The organism is Lysinibacillus sp. NPDC093712 (assembly GCF_050280025.1).
GTDB lineage: Bacteria > Bacillota > Bacilli > Bacillales_A > Planococcaceae > Lysinibacillus.
Window position 1 is genome coordinate 463,655 of sequence record NZ_JBNNUU010000004.1, and the last position, 19,887, is coordinate 483,541.

General features: G+C 36.7%; 18 protein-coding genes, 1 pseudogene and 2 riboswitches. Of the genes and pseudogenes, 10 read left to right on the plus strand and 9 right to left on the minus strand.

Annotated features, from left to right (window positions below; translation table 11 throughout):
- Positions 1-70: 70 nt before the first annotated feature.
- Positions 71-1,228, plus strand: a complete 1,158-nt coding sequence (locus ACQKNX_RS17630; RefSeq protein WP_427430003.1) for a PucR family transcriptional regulator — start codon at positions 71-73, stop codon at positions 1,226-1,228.
- A 106-nt stretch (positions 1,229-1,334) separates the two neighbouring features.
- Complete coding sequence (locus tag ACQKNX_RS17635) at positions 1,335-2,210, plus strand: DMT family transporter (RefSeq protein WP_427430004.1); 876 nt, start codon at positions 1,335-1,337, stop codon at positions 2,208-2,210.
- Positions 2,211-2,258: 48 nt separating this feature from the next.
- On the opposite strand, the gene ACQKNX_RS17640 is transcribed toward ACQKNX_RS17635, so the two are convergent.
- Positions 2,259-2,831, minus strand: coding sequence for a YitT family protein (locus ACQKNX_RS17640; protein WP_427430005.1), 573 nt, complete (start codon positions 2,829-2,831; stop codon positions 2,259-2,261).
- A 447-nt stretch (positions 2,832-3,278) separates the two neighbouring features.
- Positions 3,279-4,157, minus strand: a pseudogene (locus ACQKNX_RS17645) (DMT family transporter).
- 145 nt (positions 4,158-4,302) lie between these two features.
- Here ACQKNX_RS17645 and ACQKNX_RS17650 point away from each other — a divergent pair.
- Entirely contained in the window at positions 4,303-5,685 is a 1,383-nt protein-coding gene (locus ACQKNX_RS17650) for a PLP-dependent aminotransferase family protein (RefSeq protein ID WP_427430006.1), read from the plus strand.
- Positions 5,686-5,743: 58 nt separating this feature from the next.
- On the opposite strand, the gene ACQKNX_RS17655 is transcribed toward ACQKNX_RS17650, so the two are convergent.
- Positions 5,744-5,926: a DUF6366 family protein gene (locus tag ACQKNX_RS17655; protein WP_427430007.1), complete on the minus strand. Its 183-nt coding sequence runs from the start codon at positions 5,924-5,926 to the stop codon at positions 5,744-5,746.
- 299 nt (positions 5,927-6,225) lie between these two features.
- Here ACQKNX_RS17655 and ACQKNX_RS17660 point away from each other — a divergent pair, with 299 nt between their 5' ends.
- The 5 genes from ACQKNX_RS17660 to ACQKNX_RS17680 all read left to right on the plus strand — a co-directional run bounded on the left by ACQKNX_RS17660 (position 6,226) and on the right by ACQKNX_RS17680 (position 11,400).
- Positions 6,226-7,290, plus strand: a complete 1,065-nt coding sequence (locus ACQKNX_RS17660; protein WP_427430008.1) for an iron-siderophore ABC transporter substrate-binding protein — start codon at positions 6,226-6,228, stop codon at positions 7,288-7,290.
- Between the two features lies 1 nt (position 7,291).
- Positions 7,292-8,326, plus strand: a complete 1,035-nt coding sequence (locus ACQKNX_RS17665; protein ID WP_427430009.1) for a FecCD family ABC transporter permease — start codon at positions 7,292-7,294, stop codon at positions 8,324-8,326.
- Positions 8,323-9,354, plus strand: coding sequence for a FecCD family ABC transporter permease (locus ACQKNX_RS17670; RefSeq protein ID WP_427430010.1), 1,032 nt, complete (start codon positions 8,323-8,325; stop codon positions 9,352-9,354). The genes ACQKNX_RS17665 and ACQKNX_RS17670 overlap by 4 nt, the downstream gene beginning before the upstream one ends.
- Before the next feature lies 1 nt (position 9,355).
- On the plus strand, positions 9,356-10,174 hold the full coding sequence (locus ACQKNX_RS17675) for an ABC transporter ATP-binding protein (protein WP_427430011.1): 819 nt from the start codon (positions 9,356-9,358) through the stop codon (positions 10,172-10,174).
- Positions 10,175-10,422: 248 nt separating this feature from the next.
- On the plus strand, positions 10,423-11,400 hold the full coding sequence (locus ACQKNX_RS17680; protein ID WP_427430012.1) for a DUF2268 domain-containing putative Zn-dependent protease: 978 nt from the start codon (positions 10,423-10,425) through the stop codon (positions 11,398-11,400).
- Positions 11,401-11,745: 345 nt separating this feature from the next.
- Here the strand turns inward: ACQKNX_RS17680 and ACQKNX_RS17685 are convergent, their stop codons facing one another.
- The 3 genes from ACQKNX_RS17685 to ACQKNX_RS17695 form a co-directional block, all read right to left on the minus strand.
- Positions 11,746-13,038, minus strand: coding sequence for a nucleobase:cation symporter-2 family protein (locus ACQKNX_RS17685; protein ID WP_427430013.1), 1,293 nt, complete (start codon positions 13,036-13,038; stop codon positions 11,746-11,748).
- Positions 13,038-13,622, minus strand: a complete 585-nt coding sequence (locus ACQKNX_RS17690) for a xanthine phosphoribosyltransferase (RefSeq protein ID WP_340821307.1) — start codon at positions 13,620-13,622, stop codon at positions 13,038-13,040. Before ACQKNX_RS17690 ends, ACQKNX_RS17685 begins: the two co-directional genes overlap by 1 nt.
- 133 nt (positions 13,623-13,755) lie before the next feature.
- Positions 13,756-13,857: riboswitch (purine riboswitch) on the minus strand.
- Between the two features lie 217 nt (positions 13,858-14,074).
- A complete protein-coding gene (locus tag ACQKNX_RS17695; RefSeq protein WP_427430014.1) occupies positions 14,075-15,898 on the minus strand; it encodes an APC family permease in 1,824 nt (607 codons plus the stop codon).
- A 179-nt stretch (positions 15,899-16,077) separates the two neighbouring features.
- A riboswitch (cyclic di-AMP (ydaO/yuaA leader) is annotated at positions 16,078-16,224 on the minus strand.
- A gap of 267 nt (positions 16,225-16,491) precedes the next feature.
- Here ACQKNX_RS17695 and ACQKNX_RS17700 point away from each other — a divergent pair.
- Both ACQKNX_RS17700 and ACQKNX_RS17705 read left to right on the plus strand, forming a co-directional pair.
- Entirely contained in the window at positions 16,492-16,692 is a 201-nt protein-coding gene (locus ACQKNX_RS17700) for a hypothetical protein (protein WP_427430015.1), read from the plus strand.
- 67 nt (positions 16,693-16,759) lie between these two features.
- Positions 16,760-18,025 carry an Nramp family divalent metal transporter gene (locus tag ACQKNX_RS17705; protein ID WP_427430016.1) on the plus strand — a complete coding sequence of 422 codons (1,266 nt, stop codon included), beginning with the start codon at positions 16,760-16,762 and terminating at the stop codon, positions 18,023-18,025.
- Positions 18,026-18,271: 246 nt separating this feature from the next.
- On the opposite strand, the gene ACQKNX_RS17710 is transcribed toward ACQKNX_RS17705, so the two are convergent.
- The 3 genes from ACQKNX_RS17710 to ACQKNX_RS17720 form a co-directional block, all read right to left on the minus strand.
- Complete coding sequence (locus tag ACQKNX_RS17710) at positions 18,272-18,586, minus strand: DMT family transporter (protein ID WP_401011234.1); 315 nt, start codon at positions 18,584-18,586, stop codon at positions 18,272-18,274.
- 1 nt (position 18,587) lies between these two features.
- Positions 18,588-18,935, minus strand: a complete 348-nt coding sequence (locus ACQKNX_RS17715; protein ID WP_427430017.1) for a DMT family transporter — start codon at positions 18,933-18,935, stop codon at positions 18,588-18,590.
- 211 nt (positions 18,936-19,146) lie between these two features.
- Entirely contained in the window at positions 19,147-19,734 is a 588-nt protein-coding gene (locus ACQKNX_RS17720; RefSeq protein WP_427430018.1) for a TetR family transcriptional regulator, read from the minus strand.
- Positions 19,735-19,887 lie beyond the last annotated feature (153 nt).

The following is a 19,887-nucleotide window of genomic DNA, read 5'->3' on the forward strand; positions in this document are numbered from 1 at the left end:
TATTCATTTATCTTAAAATGATGGTACGATACTTAATAATAAATTACTGGAAAGGTTGCTAGATTCCCTAATGAACGTAAAAAACTTTTTGCAATTGCCTATTACAAAGGATTTTACAGTAGTTGCAGGTAGCAACGGTTTACATAAACCTGTCCAAAATGTTGAAATTCTAGATTTTGAATTTTCGCCTGATATTCAAACTGTTCGAGAAACGATATTTACACCAAATAGTGTAATACTCAGCAGTTTATTATTTGCAAAACAACAACCCGATTATTTATTAAATGCTGTAAAAAGCCTTATTCAGTTAGAAGCTAGTGCATTAGCTTATAAGCCCGTTATTTATAATGATTTACCAGAAGAGGTACTCGCTTTAGCAAACGCACATCATTTCCCGATATTGCGATTCGGTGGAGATGAATTTTTCGAAAAAATCATTTTAGAAACAATGGCATACGCAAAAACACAAGACTATGCATTCTTTTTAGAAACAATTATGAAACGCCTTATTAATGAAGAAGTTACTGATGAACAAATTACATCTTTTTTACAACAATTGAACAAGCCATTTGAAAAATATATGTTCGTAGCGAATCTTCAGATGAAGTCATTAACAAATGATGAATGGATGCAACCATTTTTACAATTAGAGCTACTATTAAAATCAGGCGTAATTTGTAAATATAAAAACAGCATCTTCATTTTAGTGACAAATCAATCACAGCATTTTCAATTCGAGAAATTTCTTAATGAATGGCTCACAATGTATGATATATCAACCGATGAGCTGATTGTTGGTTATAGTCAAGTACATGTCACACAAACTGAGCTTCACCTTGCAGTGCGAGAAGCTTTTATTGCCCGCATTATGGCTGACATGGATATGACCCCTAATTGTCACTACACTCATCTTGGATCAGATATTCTACTTATTGAATTACATCGGAAAGACCCACATTTCGTTATGAACTATGTAAATGACTATCTAGGACCATTACTTGATGAAAAATCAGATGTAGATTTAATCAACACTGCAATCACTTATATCTCGAAAAAGGGTAATATTAAAGAAGTAGCAGTAGCACACTTTTGCCATCCAAATACTATACGATATCGCATGACAAAAATACGCCAATTAGTAGCACCGTTAGATAATGATTATGTATTTTATGAACGCTTATCGGCAGCCGTTAAATTGTACTTATTACATAGCAAAATAGCAGATTAAATAGAGCTTTGGAATAAGTACAAAAAAACGCCTGAAATTTTAGAATTAAAGTCAAATTATTTTCTTTCTTCTCATGCTATTCTTATTGGAGTAAGGAGGAAGAAAGATGAAACAATACATAGCTGATGGCATGCTTCTGACAACCGCTATCGTGTGGGGCAGCGGATTTGTTATAACGGCCATTGCACTAGAATATTTAACTGCTTATCAAGTAATGGCAGGAAGGTTTTTATTAGCGTCGATTATACTAACTGTAATATTTGGATACAAATTAAAAAAAGCAACAAAATCAGTTGTTTGGAAAGGTGTTTTACTAGGAACGATATTGTATATTGCCTTCGCACTCCAAACGGTTGGTTTACAATATACAACTCCTTCTAAAAATGCATTTTTAACCGCTGTTAATGTGATTGTCGTTCCACTCATTGCCTATGCTGTTTATAAACGCCGTATCGATGGATACGAAATCATCGGCTCCATCATTGCCATTGTCGGAATCGGCTGTTTATCATTACAAGGTTCCTTAACGATGAATATAGGCGATGCACTTTCTTTAGCCTGTGCTGTTGCCTTTGCCTTTGATATCTTTTGTACAAACCTTTTTGTTCAAAAAGAAGATGCAATAGCTCTAACAATTATTCAATTTATTACGGCCTCCGCTATCGGTATTTTGGTCGTTGTCAGTCAAGGTGATATTCCCGCTTCTCTTGAAAAAGAAGCTATCTATTCACTCATTTATTTAGGTATTTTTTCAACTACTATAGCTTACCTTTTTCAAAACGTGGCGAATCAATATACGTCTGCTACAAAGGCAGCCATTATCCTGTCAACAGAATCCTTTTTCGGAATGGTGTTATCGGTAATATTTTTACATGAAGTACTAACAAGCCAAATGGTTATAGGAGCAGTGTTAATTTTACTAGCTATTTTAATTGCTGAAGTGAAGCCCGCCTATCCAAAGAAACGGATAATGAATAACTGACAATCATGCTCCCCTATAAATAGTTTCAGTTTATGCTGAAGCTATTTTTTATTTTGCGTGACTGGTTATCATACTTGTAGTAATGCCGACTACTAATACGGTAATGATCGAAAGGATTAATGTATTCGAAGACAAAAGCAGCCCTCCTAAAACAATAACAATTGAATCAATAAAAAAAATAAGAACCCCTACATTTATGCCTGTTTTATCACATAAAAACTGTGCAACAAGATCTGTCCCACCAGTGCTTGTCTGAAATCGAAGCATTAAACCAATGCCAAAACCAACTAAAATCCCTCCTAATATCGCGCTATAAATGGCATCGATTTGAACTAGATTTCTTAAAGGCTTCAAAAGGTCAATGATAAAAGACGAGCCAATTAACCCATGCACACTATTGTAAAAATAGGTTCTGTATTTAAACCAAGCAATGATGAATATCGGGATGCTTAAAATAATAATCATTAGCCCGATTTTCAGTTTATACAAATAGTACAAAATGAGCGCTACCCCTACAACGCCTCCATCTAGTATTTGATAGGGTGTTAAGAATAGATTAATGCCTACGGAAATACAGATACTACCTATTATGATGACCAAGCCCTTCTTCAGAAAAAACATATAACCCCCCTCCGAAACTAAGCATGTACTTATAGTATGAAAAAATTGAATTGAACATGTTTTGGACTTTACTATATGTGAAAATAAAAGTATTTTCACAAAACACCCCGTTTAAATTTCTTTGCATTTACACATATACCAAAATATCTTATTTAAAATAAATGAAGTGTATACATATTTAAATGTTCATTCGTTGTTAAAGTGTAGGGAGGAAAAAAATGGAAAATGAAAATGTATTAACTTCCTATATTATCAATTTAGAAGAGGAAGTGTTTCAGGGTAATGGTTAGCGGGCAAATGCACATTTTAAAGCGTTAGAACAGCAAGATATTATTCGCGGAGTCTCCATTGGTGCCACTGCACAAATCGTCCCTTATATTAAACTTGAAAAATAATATAAATAAAAAGAGACTGTATCCAACATATAAAGATACCGTCTCTTTCTTGTCATTGTTTAATTGGCGCATTTTTTCCTACTAAAACAGCAATAACAACGATAACTGCTATCGTAAGGGTAAACCAAGTGATGGCTTCATCTAGAAATACAGTGGCAAATAATATCATTAAAAATGGCTGTAAATATTGGATTTGACTTACCCTTGCTATTCCGCCAATTGCCATTCCGCTATACCAAGCTACATATGCAAGAAACTGACTAACTACCGCGAGATACATAAAGCTAATCCAAGCATGTATCGGTGCATGAAGCATTTCGGTTTTTAGATGTAGCGCAACTGGTATAACGAAAAATGGCGCGCCTATCATAATTGCCCATGCAATTACTTGCCAGCTACCTAATTCTTTTGCCAATAAACCTCCTTCTGCGTAACTAAGGCCGAGTATAATTACTGCTGCTAGCAAAGCTAGATCAGCAAATTGTAATTGACCGAGTCCGAGATGAATGGCGTATACAATAACAGCTAATGAGCCAATTAAACTCGACATCCAAAATTTTAAAGATGGCTTTTCACCTGCTCTAAACATTGCGAATCCAGCTGTTGATAATGGTAATAACGCTAATTCCACAGCCCCATGAGATACCGGCAAAGATTCCATTGCCCAAGATGTGAGCAGCGGAAAAGCGAAAACGACACCTACAGCAACAATTAGTAGACTTTTAAATTAGCGAAAAGTAGGAAGCTGTTGTTTTTTAATCATAAAAACAACAGCTACTAAAATAGCCGCAACAACAGTTCTTCCTAGCCCTACGACAGTCGTTCCAAAATAAGCAACAGCTATGCTTGTAGAAGGAAGTGTTAAGCTAAAGCAAATTACACCTACTAACCCTAAGAGCAAACCGAGCTTCCCTCTATTCTCAACTTGCATGCAGCCACTCCCCTTCCTTAATCTGTACCAGCTCTTAAGCTTTGAAAGGCTGTTCTGGTATAATCAAATATTAATAGGTACACATATAAGAAATAAATAGCTTTTTTACCCATCTGTCATGGTACAGATAAAGGAGGATTAAACGATGAATTCAAAATACATGCAAATTATAGAGGAAGTGAAAGAGCAATTAGCAACAGGGAAACTCTATGCAGGCTGTAAGCTTCCTTCTGTTAGACAATTATCTGAGCAATTTTCTTGTAGTAAAAATACGGTTATTAGGGCATATGCAGAATTAGAGCAAGAACATGTTATTTATGCAATCCCTAAAAGTGGTTACTATGTAGTCAATGAATTTCAGTTCAACGAGCATGAGCAAGAAATTATTGATTTCTATTCTGCTGGTCCAGATATAAATGCACTGCCCTACGTAGACTTTCAACATTGCTTGAATCAAGCTATCGAGCAATATAAAGAAGAACTGTTTACCTACTCAGATCAGCAAGGTCTGTATTCATTACGCGTACAGCTAGCGACATATTTGCAAAGTTTACAGGTATTCACTCAACCAGAAAGATTAGTCGTCGTTTCAGGCTCACAGCAAGCATTAAATTTATTTGTTGCTATGCCCTTTCCAAATGGCAGAAGCAACATTCTAATCGAACAACCTAGCTATTTTGGAATAATTGAATCCATTGATTTGCATCAAGTTACTACTTTCGGTATTGACTTAACGATGGATGGCATCGACCTTGATCGATTGGAATATATGTTTCGCAATCATGACATAAAGTTTTTTTATGTTATACCAAGATTTCATAATCCGCTTGGTCATAGTTATACGAATAATGAGAAGAAAAAAATTGTGGAATTAGCAGAAAAATACGATGTCTATATCGTGGAAGATGATTTTTTAGGCGACCTTGATCCAAACACGAAGGCCGATCCTATGTTTTCGTTTGCCCCTTCAGGAAGGGTAATTTATATAAAAAGCTTTTCAAAGGTTTTCCTTCCAGGGTTAAGAATTGCAACAGTCGTGCTGCCTGAACGAATGGTTGCCAGTTTTTTACGCTATAAATTTAGTTCAGATTTTAATAGTTCTGCCTTATCTCAAGGCGCATTAGAAATCTATTTAAAAAATGGCATGTTTCATAGTCATCTCAAAAAAATTAAAGAACTCTACCGTAGGAAAATGCAAACGCTGCAAGAAGCATGTGAATTATTACTACCTGCTAATACTTATTTCTCTAAGCCGACTTCAGGCTTTTATCTATCCATCTTTTTACCGGAAAATGTGACTGCCAAGCAAATTGTTCATATGTTGAACGAGCAACAAATCTATGTAGACGATGCCTCTAGAATGTTTTTGCAAGAATATAAAAGGGAAAATATTGTGCGATTATGTATTTCTCAAGTGAATGAAAGCCAAATCAAATTCGGTATTGAACGATTGGCTCACTGTATTACTTTAATTAACAGTAGAAAGCATCACCAAGCACCAAAAACCTTTTTACATCAAAACGTATAATATCCCCCAAAAACTAACCTCCCTTTTAAAAAAATACAGAGAGGTTAGAATCTTAACCTTAATTTGCACATGCCCTTACCAACAAAATAATAACTATTATAATGACTATCGAACCAATATTAATTAAACAGCCGCTGCTAGGTGCACCTGTATGAGCTTGAGCTGCTGCACTGTTCAACGCACCACCAGGATTTTTTTGCTGTTCTTTTGCTTTTAAACTTTCTCGTTCTTTTTCTGACATGGAAGCCCCCCATTTTTCGAATTAGAACCACTTCTTACTTCTTCATATTATCACTTCAAACAATCTATCGAAGTTTTAAATCAGCGTAACCATTCAACTATTATGCAAACCAATTATGTTTTTATAGCAATAGCACGAAAAGAATCTACTATATATATAAGAGCAAAAGAAAAAATGCTTAGTATTCGCAATTTTTAATATAAAAAATAATCTATTGAAATATAGTTGTAATGATTATATACTACAATCGACAGTGATAATCATTATCAATTATTTTTTACTAGGAGTGTAATTCTAACATGAATTCAAAGCGTTTTTATTCATTATTTGCAATGTTATTAATAGCTGTTTTTTCTTTTGCTTTAGCGGGATGCGCTGATAAAGAATCTGGCACTGAGTCTACAGATTCAAAAGGTTCAACGGAAAAGTCAGATTCAGAGGCTACTGATACACAGTATCCAATCGTAATTAAGCACGCTTTTGGGGAAACTGTGATTGAAAAGAAACCAGAGCGTGTTGCAACTATTGCATGGGCAAACCATGATGTCGCATTAGCGCTCGATGTTGTTCCAGTGGGCTTCTCAGCTGCAAACTATGGCGTACAAGATGAAAGCGGCATGCTACCATGGACAGCTGAAAAGTTAAAAGCGTTAGGAGAAACAAATCCAAATATATACCAAGATACTGATGGTTTAGATTTCGAGGCAATTTCTGACTCAAATCCAGATGTAATTTTAGCTGCTTATTCAGGAATTACACAAGAGGACTACGATACATTAAGTCAAATTGCGCCAGTTGTGGCATACCCAGAAATTCCATGGGTGATTTCATGGCGTGACCAAATCCTATACAATTCAAAAGGTATGGGTATGGAAAAAGAAGGTAAGCAATTAATTGCTGATACTGAAAAGTTAATTGCTACAAAGGCAAGTGAAAAACCAGAATTAAAAGGTAAAAAAGCTGCTTTTGCTATGTTCAATGCAACAGATCTATCTAAGTTTTATATTTATACGCCAGAAGATCCTCGTGGGGAATTTTTAGAGGAATTAGGTATGGAGTATCCACAAAGTATTAAAGATCAAATTACAGATAAATCTAGCTTCTATATTGAATTAAGTGCTGAAAATGCAGATGCTTTAAAGGATGCTGAAATTTTTATCACTTATGGTGACGATAAAACATTAGCTGCATTACAAGCTGATCCAATTTTAGGAAAAGTGCCAGCAATCCAAAATGGTTCAGTAGTCGTGATAACTGATAATACGCCATTAGCTGCAGCAGGTAACCCAAACCCGCTATCAATTCAATATACAATTGACGAGTACTTAACATTAATCTCTGATGTTGCGAAAAAGCTGAAATAATATGCTGAATACATCCGTTTCAGAAAATAAGCATGTATTGATGCCACGTAACTTTGGTAAGCTTATCATTTTGCTTGCAATATTACTTTGCCTTAGTGTAATCGCATCGCTTGTATTTGGTTCTCGGATGATTACTTGGACTCAACTTCTGGATGGTTTATTTCATTCAGAAGTTGCTTCTCATGAGGCAAATGTTGTTCGACAAAGAATTGTTCGAACGATTTTTTGCTTTATGTGTGGTGCTGCTTTAGGTGTTTCAGGTGCCTTAATGCAGTCAGTAACGCGTAATCCTATTGCGGATCCAAGTATATTAGGAGTAAATACAGGGGCATCTTTATTCGTTGTTTGCGGGATTGCCTTTTTTAATATTAGTTCTGCAAATCAATATATTTGGCTGGCAATAGTGGGTGCAATGATTACCGCTATTTTTGTATTTACTGTTGGTTCAATTGGTAGTGGAGGAGCAACACCGATAAAGCTCGTCTTAGCAGGAGCTGCTACGAGTGCCATATTATCATCACTAGTAGTGGCCGTTATGATTCCACGTACAAATGTTATGGATCAATTTAGATTTTGGCAAGTTGGTAGTGTAGGTTCAGGTAGCTGGGATAATATCACACTGTTTATTCCGTTTTTAATAATTGGTCTTTGTATAGCTATCTTCTCTGCACCTGCATTAAATGCTCTAGCACTAGGAGATGAAGTGGCGACTGGCTTAGGTGTAAAAACTGGGACAATCCGACTTCTCGCTTCATTTGGTGGCGTTTTATTATGCGGTGTGGCAACGGCATTAGCTGGACCAATCGGATTTATCGGATTGTTGGCGACTCATTTAATTCGATTAATTATCGGTCCAGATGTGCGTTATGTTATTCCGCTTTCTGCATTAGCTGGGGCTATTATTTTAACGATTGCGGATGTGTGCGGAAGACTATTAGGGAGTCCAAGTGAGCTTGAAGTAGGTATTGTTACGGCCTTCATTGGAGCTCCTCTATTAATTTTTATTACAATGAAAGCGAAAATGCGTGCATTATGATGAATGAAACAATGAATTCTATTTATAGCTCAAGAATGAAACGAAAACGTCGTTTCCTACTCATGACGTGCTTGCTAACAGTTATTTCTATTGTACTTATGAGTTTAATGCTCATGCTTGGCAATACAATTTATCCAGTCAAGGATGTTGTAGGCGTACTTTTAGGTGAGGATGTCAAAGGTGCGTCCTTTGCTGTAGGTACAATCAGATTACCACGGATGTTAGTTGGACTATTTTCAGGCTTTGCATTCGGTGTTGGTGGCTACGTTTTCCAAACGATGCTACGGAATCCATTGGCTAATCCTAACGTCATTGGGATTACTGCTGGATCTAGCGCTGCTGCTGTCTTTTGTATTATTGTCCTGCATGCAAGTAATGCATTCGTCTCGATTGCATCTGTAATTGGCGGACTTTTAACTGCTATCGTTATCTTTTTATTATCAAAAAGTAGCTCGTTCTCAATCGGTCGATTAATTTTAATAGGTATTGGTATTCAAGCGATGTTAAATGCTTTTATTTCTTACTTAATGATCATTGGTAATACACATGACCTCCCTTCAGCTATGCGTTGGTTAAGTGGCAGTTTGAACGGCGCAAAAATGGAGAACCTTTATCCATTAATCATAACAGTTTGTATTTGTACACCAATTGTTATTTATTTTGCTAGTAGATTAGAAATATTAGAGCTCGGTGAGCAAGCAGCGACATCACTTGGGGTTGATACGAACAAAACGAGATTGGTGCTCTTGCTTAGCTCGGTTTTAATGATTGCGTTGGCTACAGCTGCTGCCGGTCCAATTGCATTTGTTGCATTTTTAGCAGGTCCAATTGCCAAAAAAATTGTGGGCGTAGGCTTTTCAAATATCGTCCCTGCTGGCTTGGTTGGGGTTATTTTAGTATTAGCTGCAGATTTAATAGGTCAGTTCGCATTTGAGACCAGATATCCTGTTGGCGTAATTACAGGGATTATCGGTGCACCGTATTTAATTTATTTATTAATTCGTATCAATCGAAAAGGAGATTTATAATATGAAGCCAACACATACATTTCGAGCGGAACAAATAACTGCCGGTTACGAAAATAAAACGATTTTACAAGATGTGAGTGTAACGATTCCTAGCAATAAAATTAGTATTATAATTGGTGCAAACGGCTGCGGGAAATCCACACTTTTGAAAACGATGGCGAGGTTAATTAAGCCGACTTCCGGACAAGTGACGTTAGATGGGCAACCAATTCAAAAAATGCCTCCGAAGCAACTTGCTAAAGTGCTAGGTTTATTACCACAATCACCTATTGTTCCAGAGGGAATTACGGTTGCGGATTTAGTTGGTAGAGGGAGATTTCCTCATCATAGCTTTTTAAAAGGTTGGTCAAAAAAGGATTATGAGGCTGTAGCAGAAGCGATGGAAATGATGAACATTACGGAATTTGCTGATCGCCATATTGATGAATTATCAGGTGGTCAAAGACAGCGTGTATGGATTGCAATGGCATTAGCGCAACAGACCGATATTTTATTTTTGGATGAGCCTACAACATATTTAGACATTACGTACCAAGTAGAAATTTTAGATTTACTGACAGATTTAAATCGTAAGTATGGTACGACCATTGTCATGGTGTTACATGATATTAATTTATCAGCACGTTATGCAGATTATATTTTCGCCCTACATGAAGGCAAGCTAGTAGCGGAAGGCGAGCCATCTGACATTATTACAAATTGTTTAATTAAAGATATATTCGCACTCGACTGTATGGTTATCGAAGACCCAGTTTCAAATTCTCCATCAGTCGTGCCAATTGGACGACACCACAACCAGATTGATAAAATTGCTCTTTAAATTAGGTCAAGCTGACTGAACAGAATAATTGATTTGAGCGACTTTGTACGCCATCATTTCTTCAAGACAAGGGAAATTAAACGAGAGTTAGACTCTTGTTCAATTTCCCTTGTCTTGTTTTTATAGGCGGAAAAGAAAATTTGCACTAAAAGTACATAAAAAGCTTATCTTCAATCATCATTTAATATGGTATTATATGTTATAATTGGAATTATAAATAATTATTAACTTTTTTTCAGAGGAGGAGAATGTTGAAATTTATAATAGGGAACGTATTTATTCTATGTCTATTACTATTGATACTTACTTCCTGCATACAAACTGAAAAAGGTAGGAATATTCCCGAGAAAGAGCAAAAAATAGATTACAAAGAGATTGTGTTCGCATTTGAACACCCGCAGACCAAACAAAAGTACAAAATCATTCATGTTAATCAACTGTTTTCTCCGTATATTGAAAAGGTCAAAGATAATCCGAATCTTTCAACCTCGGAAACCTTGGAACTTTATAATAAAGAAATCATTCAACCCATCTACAAGGATTGCTTTGAAAATGGAGAATACTTTCATATGGCAGAAACCATTCTTAATACGGCTCCTACTGGATTAACAGATTTACAAGTGATAAGTGATAAAATGGACACTCGTAAAATGGAAATCAATCAAATCATTCAAGAATCTCTATTAAAATCAGCAGACCTCCTACCCTCTCAAAGTGATGTAGCAGTTTGCGTCTTCCCTTACTCTAAAAATTATATGGACCCGTTCACAGTTGGTGCAGGGAAAATTATCCTCCCTTATCCAAGTGAAATGGATGATAGTATAAAGTTAACTGTTGCCCATGAATACCATCACAGCGTTTGGGCAGAAAAATATTTTAGGAAGGATGACTGGGCTTCTATTTTGGATAATGTAGTCTTTGAAGGAAAAGCTGAAATGTTTAAAAAGTCCGTTTACCCAGACTACGGTTATACATCAACGACTTTGACTTACGACAAGAAATTATGGTCTAAAGTTGAACCTGATTTAAATAAATACGATTTTAATCGCACATTAGAAATATTATATGGCGGAAAAGGGTTACCGTATGCTTACGGTTACAGTGAAGGCTACAAGATGGTTAAATCCTATCTTGACTTGAATCCTGATAAAACCCCAGAAGATTGGACAGCATTAAGCGCGCAAGAAATTTTTGAAAAGGGGAAATACCTGGAACACTACAAATAACTTCGAGTATACGAGTTTAATGGACTCCATTTTTGAAGAGTAAACGATGAAGTGCAATGAATTCAACAAATAAATTATGTAAACAGCAAGCAAAAACGCTCAGATTGTAACACTGAGCGTTTTTAGTTTTAACCTTCACATTCAGGTTAATGTCCAAAAGAACTTGGTTGCATTATGCCTTTAATATACATAGTTTTTACTGAGTTTCCCTTACCCTAATAGTTGATTTATTGAACAGCCTATACTCATTTAGCATAAAAAAATGCCACCTCCTCAATCTATATTAATAGATAAAGAAGGTGACAATATTTAGCGCATCAAATTTCAATGAACGTTTATTTAATTCTACCCATGCATTGGGTCATTTTTATGTTTTGGCCCAATCATGTTGAATAAGATGTTTAAGATAATCGCTGTTACAGAACCACAGACGATACCGTTAGACGTTAAAATAGCTACTGCTGGTGGTAATGATGCGAAAATATCTGGAACAACTGATACACCTACACCAAGACCTACAGCAATCGCTGCAATCATCGCGTTTTCTGCTGATTCATTCATAACAGGGACAAGCATACCCATACCTTGAGTAATTACCATACCGAACATCGCCAACATTGCCGCACCTAGTACAGATGTTGGAATAATCGTTGTTAACGCTGCGATCTTTGGTAGGAAGCCAAGTGCTACAAGGAAGGCACCTGTTAGGTAAATGACTTTGCGATCTTTTACGCCTGACATACGAGTAAGTCCTACGTTTTGAGAGAATGTTGTATATGGGAAGGCATTGAAAATACCGCCGATAACAGAAGCAAGCCCTTCTGAACGATAACCACGTGCTAAATCTTTTGAATCTAGTTTTTTATTGCAAATATCGCTAAGTGCAAAATAAACACCTGAAGATTCTACTAAAGAAACCATTGCTACAAGCGTCATTGTAAGGATTGCTGTCGCATCAAATGTTGGCATTCCAAAATAGAATGGCTGCACCATGTGGAATACACCAGCATCTGAAACAGGCGTAAAATCCACTTTATCCATAAATGCGCCTAACACCGTCCCTGCAACTAATCCAATTAAAATTGAAATTGCACGAGCAAAGCCTGTTGTAAAGCGATAAACGACTAGAATAATAACTAAAGTAATAAATGCTAAAGCAACATTCGAACCCGATGCGAAATCTGCTGCGCCTTGTCCACCCGCCATATTGTTTAATGCAACAGGTAATAGAGAAATACCGATAATTGATACGACCGAACCTGTTACAACTGGAGGGAAAAATTTCACAAGCTTACCGAAGAAGCCTGCGATTACCATTACAATTAAACCTGATGCAATGATAGAACCATAGATGTCTGTAATACCTTGTTCAGGGTTTGTCCCAATTGCAATAATTGGACTAACCGCTGTAAAAGTACAACCTAGAACTACTGGTAAACCAATACCGATAAACTTGCCTGAATACACTTGAAGTAATGTTGCGATACCACACATCATTATGTCAATTGCTACTAAATAAGTCATTTGCTTTGAATCAAAACCTAAAGCCCCACCGATAATAAGCGGTACTAAAATAGCACCTGCATACATCGCAAGTAAATGTTGAATAGCTAGCGTAGTTGACTTAAAGGCATTCATTATGCACGATCCTCCGTGGCAAACGTTACTTTACCATCTTCTAAAGAATCCACAATTGCTAATGATTCTACACGTACACCTTGTTCACGTAATAATTTACCGCCGTCTTGGAAGCCTTTTTCAATGACAATACCGACACCAACGACAGTTGCACCTGCTTGAGCTGCAATATCAAGTAAGCCTTTTACCGCTTCACCATTTGCTAAGAAATCGTCGACAATTAAAATATTGTCATCTTTATTTAAGAAATTACAAGATACTGAAATTTCATTTGTTTCGTTTTTTGTGAAAGAATGTACTTTTGAAGAATAAAGATTGTCTGATAATGTTAAAGATTTACGTTTACGTGCAAATACTACTGGAGCACCGATTTCAAGTCCTAGCATTACAGAAGGTGCAATACCTGAAGACTCGATTGTTAATACTTTGGTAATGATGTCATCAGAGAATCGATTTGCAAACTCATGCCCAATCTCTTTCATAAGTAGTGGATCGATTTGGTGGTTTAAAAAAGAGTCAACTTTTAATACAGACGAAGATAAAACTTTACCTTCCTGCTTAATTTTGTCATGTAATAACTTCATTGCTGTTTTCCTTCTTTCTTATAATAATAAAAAAAAGCGCTAAATACTTTGATTCCATTCATCTACGAGTGGAGCAAGGCATTCAGCGCATAAACGTCGAAATAAATAGAAAACATCATCTCTAGTATGAATTTTCTAAAACAATGCTACCCATAGTCGATTCATTTACGGTAAATCGGTAGAAACTTACGAGCCATATTCTCGCTATTATATGAGTGAAATAGTATTAAGCTGTATGAACTTCCTTATTATAAATATCCATTTTTATAATTTCAATATGAATATGCATAATAAGCTGATACTTTACTTCATTCGGCAGAGGCTTATATCTACAACCAAACAAAGTTTAAATTTTCGGAATTTAATGGTATTTACGCATTTTTTTGGCGTAAACGTTCGTGTTTTCAATCAATGCTCTGATTATATCAGACTATTTTCGACCTTGCTAGTCATTATTTCGATAAATGGAAAGGTACAGTCATAATGACGACATTTTTGTGAAATAACAGCGATGTTCGAATTAATAGACTAGATTGATTGTGTAGCATATGCTGCCACCCTTTCTTCGGTAAAAACTGCGGTATAACGACTGTTACTTGGTAGTCCGATTTCGCATATTGGTGTTCCACTTTATCGATAAACTTTCTCAAAGGCTGTGTAATGCTACGATATGGCGAATAGTAAGTGACAAGTCGCACATCTGGTTGCCACGCTTTCCACTTTTCTTCAAAGGCTTTTGCATCCGCTTGATCGAATGCTACATAAAAGGCTATTATTTTATCAACATTCAAAGATTGCGCATAATGCAGTGAATTTTCCACCACTTTCGTAATACCCGCGACTGGTACGACAAAGACATTACCCTCTACTTTTGGTAATGCTTCTCCATTTAGTCGTAGTTGTTCCCCGACTGCATTGTAGTGATGCTTAATGCGATGAAACATCCAAATAATAAGCGGTAAAAAGATAAATACTGGCCATACTTGAGGTAGTTTTGTGACAAAAAACATCATCGCCACTACAAAAGAAATGACTGCCCCTATTGTATTGATAACAAATTTCATAACCCAGCCATTAGGCTTTTCACGCCACCATTTACGCATCATCCCAGACTGCGCTAATGTAAATGGAATAAATACACCTACTGCATAGAGTGGAATTAAATGCTCAGTTGTGCCATCAAACAAAATAATAAGCACAATAGCTGCAAGCCCAAGCATCATGATCCCATTTGAATAGCCAAGTCGATCGCCACGGATTTGAAATATTCTTGGAATAAAGCCGTCTTTCGATAAATTGACTGCCAGTAAAGGAAATGCTGAATAGCCTGTATTCGCAGCAAGCACTAAAATCATTGCTGTTGTTCCTTGCACAATATAATAAAATACATTGCGTCCCACACTCGCTTCGGCAATTTGCGAAACAACCGTTGCTTGTGCATTTGGAGCGACTCCGTAGAAATAAGCTAGGCTTACAATGCCAATAAATAATACTGCTAAAATACTCCCCATCGCTAATAGCGTTTTTGCTGCGTTAACCGGTGCAGGACTTTTGAAATTTGGAATTGCATTAGATATTGCCTCTACACCAGTTAATGCCGAGCTTCCTGAGGCAAATGCCTTTAATAATAAAAACAAACTAATGCCCGCAACTGGCGTTCCAATTTTAGGATGTAAATCAGCAGGCACTTGCCCTGTTGCTACGTTATAGATTCCTATGCCAATGAGCATTAACATCACAACGACGAATAAATAAACAGGGTACGCTAAAATAGACGCTGATTCCGTAACCCCACGTAAATTTAAAATCGTTAAACAAATAACAAAAAACACAGCAATCGGAACGTTATAAGCATGCAAACTTGGGAATGCTGAAGTAATAGCATCTGTCCCTGCCGATACGCTTACTGCGACAGTTAAAATATAATCAACGAGTAATGACCCACCCGCTACAAGACCTGCATTCACACCTAAATTTTCGCGGGACACTACATATGCCCCACCACCATGTGGATATGCGAAAATAACTTGTCGATACGATAAAGTTAGTGCCACAAGCAGCACCACTACCCCTGCCGCAATCGGTAACGAATACCAAAAGGCAACCGTACTGACAGTCATGAGTACAATTAAAATTTGCTCTGGACCGTATGCAACTGATGACAATGCATCAGAAGATAATATGGCCAGTGCCTTTGTTTTACTAAGCTTTTGTTCCCCTAATGCATCGGATTTCAATGGTTTACCGATAACATACCGTTTGAATGAGGATTTCATCCTTAACACCTTCTAGATTCATAGAGTGTGTTTCGCATTTCTAAATCGATTACACCTTTCGCATAATCGGTCTCTTTATATCTACTGGGGCTTTTTCGTATAGAATGCCATCAAAAAAACGTCTACAAGTCATCACTAAATACGACTTGTAGACGCTCTAACGTCTGACAAGCTCCAACTTTTCTGCTCTTAACGCTTACGAGGTTAGCTGTCGGATTCGGGCCTGAGTAGCCCTACTCTTCAAAAAGAGATTCACCCCAAGAATTGTTTACACAATCCACTAAAATTGGGTCCCCCGCGTTTAATTGCTTCAGCGATTTAGAAATTTGAAACTTTTATAATGATGTCATATTACGCCTGTAAATAAAAAAAGTAAAGAAGATATTGCCCGGTTTTTCGTAAATTTTTTTCTTATTCTCAGAGACAAGCTTTTATCAGCTGTTTATCGGCGATTCGGCGTGGATTATCGGCGATTCTTACCAGTTTACTGGCGATTTGACTGGCTTTAGTGGCGATTTCCACTGGTTTACTGGCGATTTGGCTGGCTTTAGTGGCGATTTCCACTAGTTTACTGGCGATTTGGCTGGCCTTTAGTGGCGATTTCCACTAGTTTACTGGCGATTCGGCTGGCTTTAGTGGCGATTTCCACTGGTTTACTGGCGATTTGGCTGGCTTTAGTGGCGATTTCCACCGTTTCAACAGCGATTCAGCTCATTTTATCGGCGATTTTCAAAATTTACAAAAAAAAATATGAGCAAACTTCTTCACATTTTTTAGTTCTAGCTATAGAATAGTAGTATTATTATTTTCCCATAGGAAACTTTATTTCATTTACGATACTTTGTGAAACGAGGGAACAAGATGGCCTATAAACAAATTACAAAACCGGCAGCCCAAGCTGTTTTAGATGGAGACATAAAAGGCTGGCGACGGATTTTACCCTTTCTAGGTCCGGCATTTATTGCAGCGGTTGCCTATATAGATCCCGGCAACTTTGCCACAAATATTACCGCTGGCTCGCAGTATGGTTATTTATTACTTTGGGTTATTGCCTTTTCTAATTTAATGGCTGTACTGATTCAATCTTTATCTGCAAAACTCGGTATTGCTACCGGAAAAAACTTGCCAGAAGTAGCAAGGGAGAATTTTTCTAAAAAAACTTCTATATTTTTATGGATACAGGCTGAACTTGTAATCATTGCAACCGACCTCGCTGAATTTATCGGTGCTGCCCTCGGTCTATATTTATTATTTGATATTCCGATGCTACCCGCCGCACTTATTACTGCAATTGGTTCTTTTGCAATTTTAGAGCTACAACGTAGAGGCTTTAGAGCTTTTGAAGCGGGCATTTCGGGTATGGTGCTAATTGTTGTGCTAGCATTTGCGTTCCAAACATTTTTAGCCCAACCGAATTGGGGCGAAGTTACCTTAGGAATGCTGACACCACAATTTGATGGTGTCGATTCACTAATACTTGCAACGGGTATATTAGGAGCTACTGTTATGCCACACGCAATCTATCTACACTCTTCCTTAACACAAAATCGTGTGGTTGGTCGTAATGACAATGAAAAACGACGTATTTTCCGGTTTGAGTTTATCGATATTGTGATTGCAATGATTATTGCTGGTGCGATTAACATGAGCATGCTAATCATTGCAGCAGCAGTGTTCCATACGCAAGGCTTAGTAGTCGAGGATTTAGATATCGCCTATAATGGCTTACGAGAAGCTCTTGGACCTATGGCCGCTGTGTCTTTCGGACTTGGATTACTCATTGCAGGGCTTGCAAGCTCTTCTGTTGGGACATTAGCAGGTGACGTTGTTATGCAAGGCTTCATCCAGCGAAAAATCCCTCTATATTTACGTAGAGCGATTACAATGATTCCACCTTTGGCTATTATTGCAGCAGGTGTCAATGCAACCTATGCACTTGTGTTAAGTCAAGTAATCTTATCATTCGGTATTGCTTTTGCTCTTGTCCCACTTGTGATGTTTACAAGTAAAAAGGACATTATGGGAAGCTTGGTCAATCACCGTATTACAACAATTCTCGGTTGGTTTGTCGTTGTAATAGTAGTTGCGTTAAATCTCTACTTATTATGGGAAACGCTATTTGCTTAAATAATGATACTAGGATAAATGAGAAAAAGTGTTAGATTGATTGCGATCAATCTAACACTTTTTTACTATGCCATTGATGTCCGCTATGGCACGGTTTGTTGCGTCTTACGTATTGTGCTGTTCCCGCAGGAGTCACCGCCTCCGCAACCCTCAACTTGTGCTCTCTGCTAAATTTTCACTATTGTCACATAAAAGCATTTCCTGCTCGGACTGCTTTTATGAGAGGGACACCATGCCTTCTGAATTTTAAGAAAGTGCCTTTAACCCTACGACTCCGATGATGATACAGCATACACTTGCTAAGCGGCCTTTACTTTTTGACTCACCAAAAAACATCATATTGATTAAAACTGCCCCTGCCGTACCAATGCCTATCCATACTGCATAAGCCGTACTCGTTTGTAAAAATTCAAATGATTTATATAAAAAGCTAAGTGACGCAGCAAATCCCCCTACATAGAGCAGCATGCTGATAAATCCCTTTTTCGTGCTATATTTTTTCAGACCAATGACAGACACAAGTTCACTCGATGCAGCTAAAAAAACAAAAAGCCATCCCATACTATATCACCTCTTTTGTACGTTTATTCTCTTCGATGGTATCAGAAACTTTTAAGCCAATAACACCTATAATCAATATAAAAATAAAGAAAAGCTTACCGATACTGACTACTTGATTAAAAATTAAAATATCCATTAAGGTCGTGCCCATTGTGCCAATTGCTGCAAATATTGCGTACACTGTTCCAGTTGGTAATTTCTCGCATGCCTTTGATAAAAAGTGCAAATCGAGCCCTATAAATATAATGATCAATAGCCATTCCCACCAATGAGAAGCCACATTGAAACCATAAATCCATATTAATTCAAAAAAACTAGTTAACCCTACATACAACCAAGCTTTTCCCATAAAAAAACCCTCCGTTAATAATGACTGAACTTCATTCATTTTTACTACAAAAAAGAACCTACAAGAAAATTTAGTAAAAATCCGCTTTTAAATTCGGATTTCGAACACATACTTTTCTTGTTTATAGCAACGTATTACTATAAACAAGACAGTTTATAGATTTCCAACTATATATCAAAAATTCACTGTAATATATTTTATCTCTGTTCGCTTATTTTGTAACAGCCTTGTTTAAAACTAACGCATTACAAATAAATTCTAATAAATCTTTTTTATCCTCATTAATAAGCTCTTCATCTTTGGAATCAAATAAGTATGCACGTTCAGCAGCAGACTCGATTAATCCAAACACCATCTTTGACGTTGCATAAGAATCAACTGCTATTAAAATTTCCCCCTTTGACTTTGCGCTGTCCAGCTCATTTCTTAGCCAATTATAGTAAGGTGTATACGCATTTACCCAGTCTTTTAAATAATCAGAGGCCGACAATCCAGCATAAATAATTGCTACAAGTTCCTTATGCTCTCTCGTCATCATAAATATTGTATCTACTAATTGAGTAAATTTTTCAATTAGTGGCGCTTGATCATCCACATTTTTTTGTATTGCTTCAAACATATTGTCGACCATTACTTTCGCAATAGCGGGCATAAGTGACATTTTTGAAGGGAAGTACAAATAAAAAGTACCTTGTGCAATACCTGCCCTTTTTACAATATCAGCTATTTTTATTTTGTCGATACCTTGTTCTTTAAACAATTGAATAGCAGAGGTTACGATACGTTTTTCCTTATCCATTATGCGCCCCCTAAAAAATCATGAATTTTTACAAATTGTAATCCAAACAAAAATAGAATTCAACCTCTTTCTTTTATCCAAAAATTATTATTTCCTATAATGAAACTGAAAAATTTATTTAATTTTGATAATTTTTAAAAATTAGTTTGACAA

Coding starts and splice junctions, on each gene's coding strand:
- ACQKNX_RS17690 (WP_340821307.1), bottom strand. CDS start 13,622: ATGAAGTTATTACATGACAAAATTAAGCAGGAAGGTAAAGTTTTATCT.
- ACQKNX_RS17635 (WP_427430004.1), top strand. CDS start 1,335: ATGAAACAATACATAGCTGATGGCATGCTTCTGACAACCGCTATCGTG.
- ACQKNX_RS17685 (WP_427430013.1), bottom strand. CDS start 13,038: ATGAATGCCTTTAAGTCAACTACGCTAGCTATTCAACATTTACTTGCG.
- ACQKNX_RS17655 (WP_427430007.1), bottom strand. CDS start 5,926: ATGTCAGAAAAAGAACGAGAAAGTTTAAAAGCAAAAGAACAGCAAAAA.
- ACQKNX_RS17665 (WP_427430009.1), top strand. CDS start 7,292: ATGCTGAATACATCCGTTTCAGAAAATAAGCATGTATTGATGCCACGT.
- ACQKNX_RS17680 (WP_427430012.1), top strand. CDS start 10,423: ATGTTGAAATTTATAATAGGGAACGTATTTATTCTATGTCTATTACTA.
- ACQKNX_RS17720 (WP_427430018.1), bottom strand. CDS start 19,734: ATGGATAAGGAAAAACGTATCGTAACCTCTGCTATTCAATTGTTTAAA.
- ACQKNX_RS17650 (WP_427430006.1), top strand. CDS start 4,303: ATGAATTCAAAATACATGCAAATTATAGAGGAAGTGAAAGAGCAATTA.
- ACQKNX_RS17640 (WP_427430005.1), bottom strand. CDS start 2,831: ATGTTTTTTCTGAAGAAGGGCTTGGTCATCATAATAGGTAGTATCTGT.
- ACQKNX_RS17630 (WP_427430003.1), top strand. CDS start 71: ATGAACGTAAAAAACTTTTTGCAATTGCCTATTACAAAGGATTTTACA.
- ACQKNX_RS17710 (WP_401011234.1), bottom strand. CDS start 18,586: ATGGGATGGCTTTTTGTTTTTTTAGCTGCATCGAGTGAACTTGTGTCT.
- ACQKNX_RS17715 (WP_427430017.1), bottom strand. CDS start 18,935: ATGGGAAAAGCTTGGTTGTATGTAGGGTTAACTAGTTTTTTTGAATTA.
- ACQKNX_RS17675 (WP_427430011.1), top strand. CDS start 9,356: ATGAAGCCAACACATACATTTCGAGCGGAACAAATAACTGCCGGTTAC.
- ACQKNX_RS17705 (WP_427430016.1), top strand. CDS start 16,760: ATGGCCTATAAACAAATTACAAAACCGGCAGCCCAAGCTGTTTTAGAT.
- ACQKNX_RS17660 (WP_427430008.1), top strand. CDS start 6,226: ATGAATTCAAAGCGTTTTTATTCATTATTTGCAATGTTATTAATAGCT.
- ACQKNX_RS17670 (WP_427430010.1), top strand. CDS start 8,323: ATGATGAATGAAACAATGAATTCTATTTATAGCTCAAGAATGAAACGA.
- ACQKNX_RS17695 (WP_427430014.1), bottom strand. CDS start 15,898: ATGAAATCCTCATTCAAACGGTATGTTATCGGTAAACCATTGAAATCC.